Here is a 7484-nt window from a genome sequence, read left to right as displayed (position 1 = left end):
GACCCGGACAGCGCCGAGGAGGACGCCCTCGCGCGCCGCCGGAGCCGCCCCCGGCGCTCCGCCGTGCCCCAGCCCGACGGGAAGCGGCCGATGGACGCGGTGGACGTCGCCGCTGCGGCCGCCGCCGCGCTCGACGGGGCCGTGCTGCACGGGATGCCGCCCTCTCCGGTGGTCGCCGATCTCACCCAGGGCGTGAGCGTGGGCGACCGCGAGGAGACGACGCCGGTGCCGACGCCGTCCCCGGTGCCGGGCGCCCGGCCGCGACGGGACACATCCTCGGGTTCCGGCGGCTCCTCGGGTTCCGGCAGCGTGCCCGACCTCACCAAGGCGGCCCCGCCCGCGCCCCGCGAGATGCCCGCGCGCGCCGAACAGCTCCAGCTCGCCGGGGACATCACCTACGCGCTGCCCTCCCTCGACCTGCTCACCCGGGGCGGCCCCGGCAAGGCGCGCAGCGCGGCCAACGACGCGATCGTGGCCTCGCTGCGCACGGTGTTCAGCGAGTTCAAGGTGGACGCCGACGTCACCGGCTTCACCCGGGGCCCGACGGTCACCCGCTACGAGGTCCAGCTCGGCCCCGCCGTGAAGGTCGAGCGGATCACCGCGCTCACCAAGAACATCGCGTACGCCGTCGCCAGCCCGGACGTGCGGATCATCAGCCCGATCCCCGGCAAGTCGGCGGTCGGCATCGAGATCCCCAACACCGACCGGGAGATGGTCAACCTCGGCGACGTGCTGCGCCTCGCGGAGTCCGCCGAGGACGACGACCCGATGCTGGTCGCCTTCGGCAAGGACGTCGAGGGCGGGTACGTGATGCACTCGCTGGCCAAGATGCCGCACATGCTGGTCGCCGGTGCGACCGGCTCCGGCAAGTCGTCCTGCATCAACTGCCTGATCACCTCGATCATGATGCGCGCGACCCCCGACGACGTGCGCATGATCCTGGTCGACCCCAAGCGCGTCGAGCTGACCGCCTACGAGGGCATCCCGCACCTGATCACGCCGATCATCACCAACCCCAAGCGGGCCGCCGAGGCGCTCCAGTGGGTCGTGCGCGAGATGGACCTGCGCTACGACGACCTCGCCGCCTACGGCTACCGGCACATCGACGACTTCAACCGCGCGGTGCGCGAGGGCAAGGTCACGTCGCCGCCCGGCAGCGAGCGCGAGCTGCAGCCGTACCCGTATCTGCTGGTGATCGTGGACGAGCTGGCCGACCTGATGATGGTCGCTCCCCGCGACGTCGAGGACTCCATCGTGCGTATCACGCAGCTCGCCCGCGCGGCCGGCATCCACCTGGTGCTCGCCACGCAGCGGCCCTCCGTGGACGTGGTCACCGGTCTCATCAAGGCCAACGTGCCCTCCCGGCTGGCCTTCGCGACCTCCTCGCTGGCGGACTCCCGCGTCATCCTCGACCAGCCCGGCGCCGAGAAGCTCATCGGCAAGGGCGACGGCCTCTTCCTCCCCATGGGCGCCAACAAGCCGACCCGTATGCAGGGCGCGTTCGTGACCGAGGAGGAGGTCGCGGTCGTCGTCCAGCACTGCAAGGACCAGATGGCGCCGGTCTTCCGGGACGACGTCACCGTGGGAACCAAGCAGAAGAAGGAGATCGACGAGGACATCGGCGACGACCTCGACCTGCTGTGCCAGGCGGCCGAGCTGGTGGTCTCCACGCAGTTCGGCTCCACCTCCATGCTCCAGCGCAAGCTGCGCGTGGGCTTCGCCAAGGCGGGCCGGCTGATGGACCTCATGGAGTCCCGGAACATCGTGGGTCCGAGCGAGGGTTCGAAGGCGCGTGACGTTCTCGTGAAACCCGACGAACTGGACGGAGTGCTCGCCGTCATCCGCGGGGAGTCCGACGGTTAACACGCCGAAGGGGAACAGGCCACCCGGCGTGTCGTAGTTGCGCCGGGTGGCGGCACCACCGTGATCCACCCGTTAGATCTCGATGAGCAACCGTTTCCCTTCGCAGTACGTCAAGTTGAGCGAGATGCGGGGTAGAGGTTTCCTTCGGGGGCCGACTCCCCCGTCCCGCCGTCGGGCTGAGCGGCCATTCCGATGGCGTACAAAGTCCCGTCGCCCGCTTGCCCCACCCTTTCGCACCCCGCCTAGACTGAACCTCCAGCACAGGTGGCTCACACGCTCGAAAGGCGCCCCCGTGTCCATCGGCAGCAACTCCCCCGAAGACGAGCGTCCGTTCCACGACGTACCCGACGAAGAGCGTCCCTCCGTCGGCCATGCCCTCAAGAAGGCGCGCCTCGCCGCCGGTCTGACGGTGAGCGACGTCAGCAACGCCACGCGCGTCCGTCTCGCCATCGTGCACGCCATAGAAGCCGACGACTTCGCGCCCTGTGGCGGCGACGTGTACGCCCGTGGGCACATTCGCACACTGGCCCGTGCCGTGCACCTCGACCCCGCGCCGCTGGTCGAGCAGTTCGACGCCGAGCACGGCGGCCGGCCCGCGCCCACCCCGGCCGCGCCGCTGTTCGAGGCCGAGCGCATCCGACCCGAACGGCGGGGGCCCAACTGGACGGCCGCCATGGTCGCCGCGATCGTCGTCGTGATCGGTTTCGTCGGCTTCACCGCCTTCAAGGGCGACGACGGCGGGGCCGACACGCAGGCCGCCGACGCCAGCCCCTCGCCCACCGTCACCAAGTCCCCGACCGCCGCGCCGACCACGGCCAAGCCCGTCGTCCCGAAGTCCGACCCGTCCGACAGCGCCATCGCCGCCGCCCCCCAGGACAAGGTGACCGTCCAGGTCAGCGCGGCCAACGGGCGCAGCTGGATCTCCGCCAAGGACCACAACGGCCGGATGCTCTTCGACGGGCTGCTCGACAAGGGCCAGTCCAAGACCTTCCAGGACAGCTCCAAGATCAACTTGATCCTCGGCGACGCCGGGGCGATCCAGCTGTACGTCAACGGCAAGAAGATCGACGACGACTTCCGGCCGGGCGCCGTGGAGCGTCTGACCTACACCAAGGGCGACCCCGAGGTGGGATGACTTCTCCGGGGGTGACCCCGGGGTGAGCGGTGTACCGACGGGGTTGGCCGGGAGCGGCCAACCCCGTCGACATAGGGTGCCGGTCAGACAAAGTAGTCTTGAGCCCATGCCTGAACGCCGTACCGTCGCACTCGTCACTCTCGGCTGCGCCCGTAACGAGGTGGACTCGGAGGAGCTCGCAGGCCGCTTGGAGGCGGACGGCTGGCAGCTCGTCGAGGACGCCGCGGACGCGGACGTCGCCGTCGTCAACACCTGTGGATTCGTCGAAGCCGCCAAGAAGGACTCCGTCGACGCCCTCCTGGAGGCCAACGACCTCAAGGACCATGGCAGAACCCAGGCCGTCGTGGCCGTGGGCTGCATGGCCGAGCGGTACGGCAAGGAACTGGCCGAGGCGCTGCCCGAGGCCGACGGCGTGCTCGGCTTCGACGACTACTCCGACATCTCCGACCGGCTGCAGACCATCCTGTCCGGCGGCATCCACGCCGCCCACACCCCACGCGACCGCCGCAAGCTGCTGCCGATCAGCCCGGCCGAGCGCCAGGAGTCCGCGGCCTCCGTCGCCCTGCCGGGGCACGCCCCCGTCGACCTCCCGGACGGCATCGCGCCCTCCTCGGGACCGCGCGCACCCCTGCGCCGCCGCCTGGACGGCTCCCCGGTCGCCTCGGTCAAGCTGGCCTCCGGCTGCGACCGGCGCTGCTCCTTCTGCGCCATCCCGTCCTTCCGGGGCTCCTTCATCTCCCGCCGCCCCAGCGACGTCCTGAACGAGACGCGCTGGCTGGCCGAGCAGGGCGTCAAGGAGATCATGCTGGTCTCCGAGAACAACACCTCCTACGGCAAGGACCTGGGCGACATCCGCCTCCTGGAGTCCCTGCTGCCCGAGCTGGCCGACGTGGACGGCATCGAGCGGGTGCGCGTCAGCTATCTCCAGCCGGCCGAGATGCGGCCCGGCCTGATCGACGTGCTGACCTCCACCCCGAAGGTCGTCCCGTACTTCGACCTGTCCTTCCAGCACTCCGCGCCGAACGTGCTGCGCTCCATGCGCCGCTTCGGCGACACCGACCGCTTCCTGGAACTGCTGGACACCATCCGCTCCAAGGCGCCCCAGGCCGGTGTGCGCTCCAACTTCATCGTCGGCTTCCCCGGCGAGACCGAGTCCGACCTGGCCGAGCTGGAGCGCTTCCTGACCGGCGCCCGCCTGGACGCCATCGGCGTCTTCGGCTACTCCGACGAGGACGGCACCGAGGCCGCGACCTACGACAACAAGCTCGACGAGGACGTGGTGGCCGAGCGCCTCGCACGCGTCTCGCGGCTCGCCGAGGAGCTGGTCTCGCAGCGCGCCGAGGAACGCCTCGGGGAGACCGTGCACGTCCTCGTGGAATCCGTCGACGGCGAGGACGGCACGTACGGCCGCGCCGCGCACCAGGCCCCGGAGACGGACGGCCAGGTGCTGCTCACGAGCGGCGAGGGCCTGAGCGTCGGACGTATCGTCGAGGCCAAGGTGGTCGGCACGGAGGGTGTCGACCTGGTGGCCGAGCCGCTTCCGGGCTCGTCGGTGTGTAGCGAGGAGGCGGCCAGATGACCGGAGTCCCGGCATCCGCCTCGGGCGGCTCCCCGGGCGCGCACAGCGCCTCGGACCGGGCCGCCGACGGTGTTCCGGAGGTCTCCGGCCCCGCCGCCCTCGCGCCGGACGCGCGGCCCCTGCGTGGCGGCAAGATCGCGGCCGCCGCCGTCAACCAGGCCAGTGTCTGGAACGTGGCCAATCTGCTGACCATGCTCCGGCTGGTCCTGGTGCCCGGCTTCGTGGTCCTGATGCTGGAGGACGGCGGCTACGACCCGGCCTGGCGCTCGTTCGCTTGGGCGGCCTTCGCCGTCGCCATGATCACCGATCTCTTCGACGGTCATCTGGCGCGCACCTACAACCTGGTCACCGACTTCGGGAAGATCGCCGACCCGATAGCCGACAAGGCGATCATGGGCGCGGCGCTCATCTGCCTGTCGTCCCTGGGCGATCTGCCCTGGTGGGTGACGGTGGTCATCCTCGGCCGGGAACTCGGCATCACCCTGATGCGTTTCGTGGTCATCCGGTACGGCGTGATCCCCGCCAGCCGGGGCGGCAAGCTCAAGACGCTCACCCAGGGCATCGCCGTCGGGATGTACGTGCTGGCGCTGACCGGCTGGCTGGCCACCCTGCGGTTCTGGGTGATGGCCGCCGCGGTGATCCTCACCGTGGTCACCGGGCTCGACTATGTGAGACAGGCCATCGTGCTGCGCCGCCGGGGAATCGCGGAGCGCGCGGCGGCGTTGGAGGAACAGGAAGCGTGACGACCACGGCCACGGAACTGGTCCGGCTACTGACGGTGAGCGGAGAGACGCTCGCCGTCGCCGAATCGCTGACCGGTGGCCTGGTCGCCGCGGAGATCACGGCGGTACCCGGGGCGTCCCGGGTCTTCCGCGGTTCGGTCACCGCCTACGCCACCGAGCTCAAGCACCGGCTCCTCGGTGTCGACGCCGCTCTCCTGGAGCGTCGCGGGGCGGTGGACCCGCAGGTCGCGGCCCAGATGGCCGCAGGGGTGCGCCAGGCCCTCGGGGCCGACTGGGGCATCGCCACCACGGGCGTCGCCGGCCCCGATCCGCAGGACGGGAACCCGGTGGGAACGGTCTTCGTCGCCCTCGCCGGACCGGCCGGAAAGCGCCTTGATTCCGCCCCCGGCGGAAAAGTGGAGGCCCTGCGGTTGAACGGCAGCCGTGCGGAAATTCGTAGGGAGAGTGTACGGAGCGTACTCGCCCTGCTTCTACGGGAGCTTGCGGGCGAACAGACCGGAAATGAGCGGGCACAGGATACGGAACGGAACGGGGGGTTTTGATGTTTGCAGCCCTGAGTGAACACGACATCGCTCCCCGCACGGCCGCGGCGCGAGGCGGTACGGTGGGGCGAGAAGGATGCGGCTACGCGGTCCGAGGAGGGAGCCACCGATGATTCTGCTCCGTCGCCTGCTGGGTGACGTGCTGCGTCGGCAGCGCCAGCGCCAGGGCCGTACTCTGCGCGAAGTCTCCTCGTCCGCCCGAGTCTCACTCGGCTATCTCTCCGAGGTGGAGCGGGGGCAGAAGGAGGCATCCTCCGAGCTGCTCTCCGCCATCTGCGACGCGCTGGACGTACGGATGTCGGAACTCATGCGGGAAGTGAGCGACGAGCTCGCCCTCGCCGAGCTGGCCCAGTCCGCCGCGGTCACCGACGCCGTCCCGGCGCCGGTCCGTCCGATGCTGGGTTCCGTCTCGGTGACCGGTGTGCCACCGGAACGGGTGACCATCAAGGCACCGGCCGAGGCGGTCGCCGCCGCGTGAGCGTCACGCGCGCGGCCTGACAGCCCCATACGTGTGAAGCCCCGGCAGGGCTTCCCAGGGAGATCCTGGTGAGGCCCGGCCGGGGCTTTCGCGTGTCCGGGCTCCTTCGTCCTTCGGGGCTCCTTCGCTCTTCCGTGCTTCAGCTCATTCGTCCTTCCGGGTTTCCGGGGCTTTCGGCCGTCCGCGCCGCCCTTTCCTCCGATCGGCGGGGCTTGTGCCGGGCCACGGCGTGGCGGCTTGCATCCCGGCTTCCACCGTTTGCCGGGGTCCACGGGGCCGGTCATGGTGGAGGCAGGCCGATGGTGGCACGCCGCTGGTGGCTGCCCGAGAACCCCGGAGGAACGGCGATGTACGTGGTGAAGAGCCCGCTGTCCGAGGACGCGCTGAAGACCGTCTCCGACGCCCTGCAGGGCGCGCTCGTCGACCTGGTGGACCTCTCGCTGGTCGCCAAGCAGATCCACTGGAACGTCGTCGGCCCGCGCTTCCGCTCCATCCACCTCCAGCTCGACGACGTGGTCGCCTCCGCGCGCGCCCACTCGGACACGGTGGCCGAACGGGCCTCCGCGCTCGGCATCTCGCCGGACGGGCGGGCGGCCTCCGTTGCCTCCGGCAGCGGCATGGAGTCCGCGCCCGCGGGCTGGATCAAGGACACGGACGCGGTCGGCACGATGGTCGCCGCCCTCGGCGCGGTCATCACCCGTATGCGTGAACGGGTCCACGCGACCGGCGACGCCGACCCGGTGACCGAGGACCTCCTCATCGGGATCACGGGGGACCTCGAGAAGCACCACTGGATGTGGCAGGCGGAGAACTCCTAGGCGCGGGCGAATGCAGGGCATGGGAGAGGAGTCCGATTCCCCATCTTGCTCCGGTGAGCCCTCGGTGCGCCTTCCTCGCGGGACAGGCGGCGGTCTAGCGTCCGGCTGGAGGTGGCGGGCCATGGTGCGTGTGATGCGCTGGGGGGCTGTTCTCGGGCTGAGTGCGGCGTGGTGGTGGGCCGCGGTGCGGCTGGCGCTGGGGGAGGGCGCGGGGGTCCTGGAGGGCTCCGTGGTGCTCGGCGGGTGGGGGCTGGGGGTACTGCCGGTGCACTGCGTGGCCAGGGAGCGGGCGGCCGGGGCCGTGGGGCCGGGGCGGTGGCGGGAGG

The 7484-nt window shown here is 70.9% G+C and carries 7 protein-coding genes and 1 pseudogene; all 8 read left to right on the top strand.

Features of this window, described 5'->3' with window-relative positions:
• A partial coding sequence (locus tag GTW40_RS15805) for a DNA translocase FtsK (protein WP_161180826.1) occupies positions 1-1863 on the top strand: 1863 nt, incomplete at its 5' end.
• Between the two features lie 292 nt (positions 1864-2155).
• Positions 2156-2998, top strand: coding sequence for a helix-turn-helix domain-containing protein (locus GTW40_RS15800; protein ID WP_161180825.1), 843 nt, complete (start codon positions 2156-2158; stop codon positions 2996-2998).
• Between the two features lie 106 nt (positions 2999-3104).
• Positions 3105-4577 carry a 30S ribosomal protein S12 methylthiotransferase RimO gene (rimO, locus tag GTW40_RS15795; RefSeq protein WP_161180824.1) on the top strand — a complete coding sequence of 491 codons (1473 nt, stop codon included), beginning with the start codon at positions 3105-3107 and terminating at the stop codon, positions 4575-4577.
• Positions 4574-5320, top strand: coding sequence for a CDP-diacylglycerol--glycerol-3-phosphate 3-phosphatidyltransferase (pgsA, locus tag GTW40_RS15790; RefSeq protein ID WP_161180823.1), 747 nt, complete (start codon positions 4574-4576; stop codon positions 5318-5320). Before rimO ends, pgsA begins: the two co-directional genes overlap by 4 nt.
• The gene (locus GTW40_RS15785) at positions 5317-5862 is read left to right on the top strand and encodes a nicotinamide-nucleotide amidohydrolase family protein (RefSeq protein ID WP_161180822.1); all 546 of its coding nucleotides are present in this window, start codon (positions 5317-5319) and stop codon (positions 5860-5862) included. The genes pgsA and GTW40_RS15785 overlap by 4 nt, the downstream gene beginning before the upstream one ends.
• A 109-nt stretch (positions 5863-5971) precedes the next feature.
• A complete protein-coding gene (locus tag GTW40_RS15780; RefSeq protein ID WP_161180821.1) occupies positions 5972-6340 on the top strand; it encodes a helix-turn-helix transcriptional regulator in 369 nt (122 codons plus the stop codon).
• 347 nt (positions 6341-6687) lie between these two features.
• Positions 6688-7158 carry a DNA starvation/stationary phase protection protein gene (locus GTW40_RS15775; protein ID WP_161180827.1) on the top strand — a complete coding sequence of 157 codons (471 nt, stop codon included), beginning with the start codon at positions 6688-6690 and terminating at the stop codon, positions 7156-7158.
• A gap of 121 nt (positions 7159-7279) precedes the next feature.
• Positions 7280-7484 (top strand): annotated as a pseudogene (locus GTW40_RS15770) (hypothetical protein); the annotation flags it as partial.

The sequence above is a fragment of the Streptomyces sp. SID4985 genome (assembly GCF_009863025.1).
GTDB lineage: Bacteria > Actinomycetota > Actinomycetes > Streptomycetales > Streptomycetaceae > Streptomyces.
The sequence above is the reverse complement of the archived record's forward strand: the minus strand, read 5'-3'. Positions and strand labels throughout refer to the sequence as shown.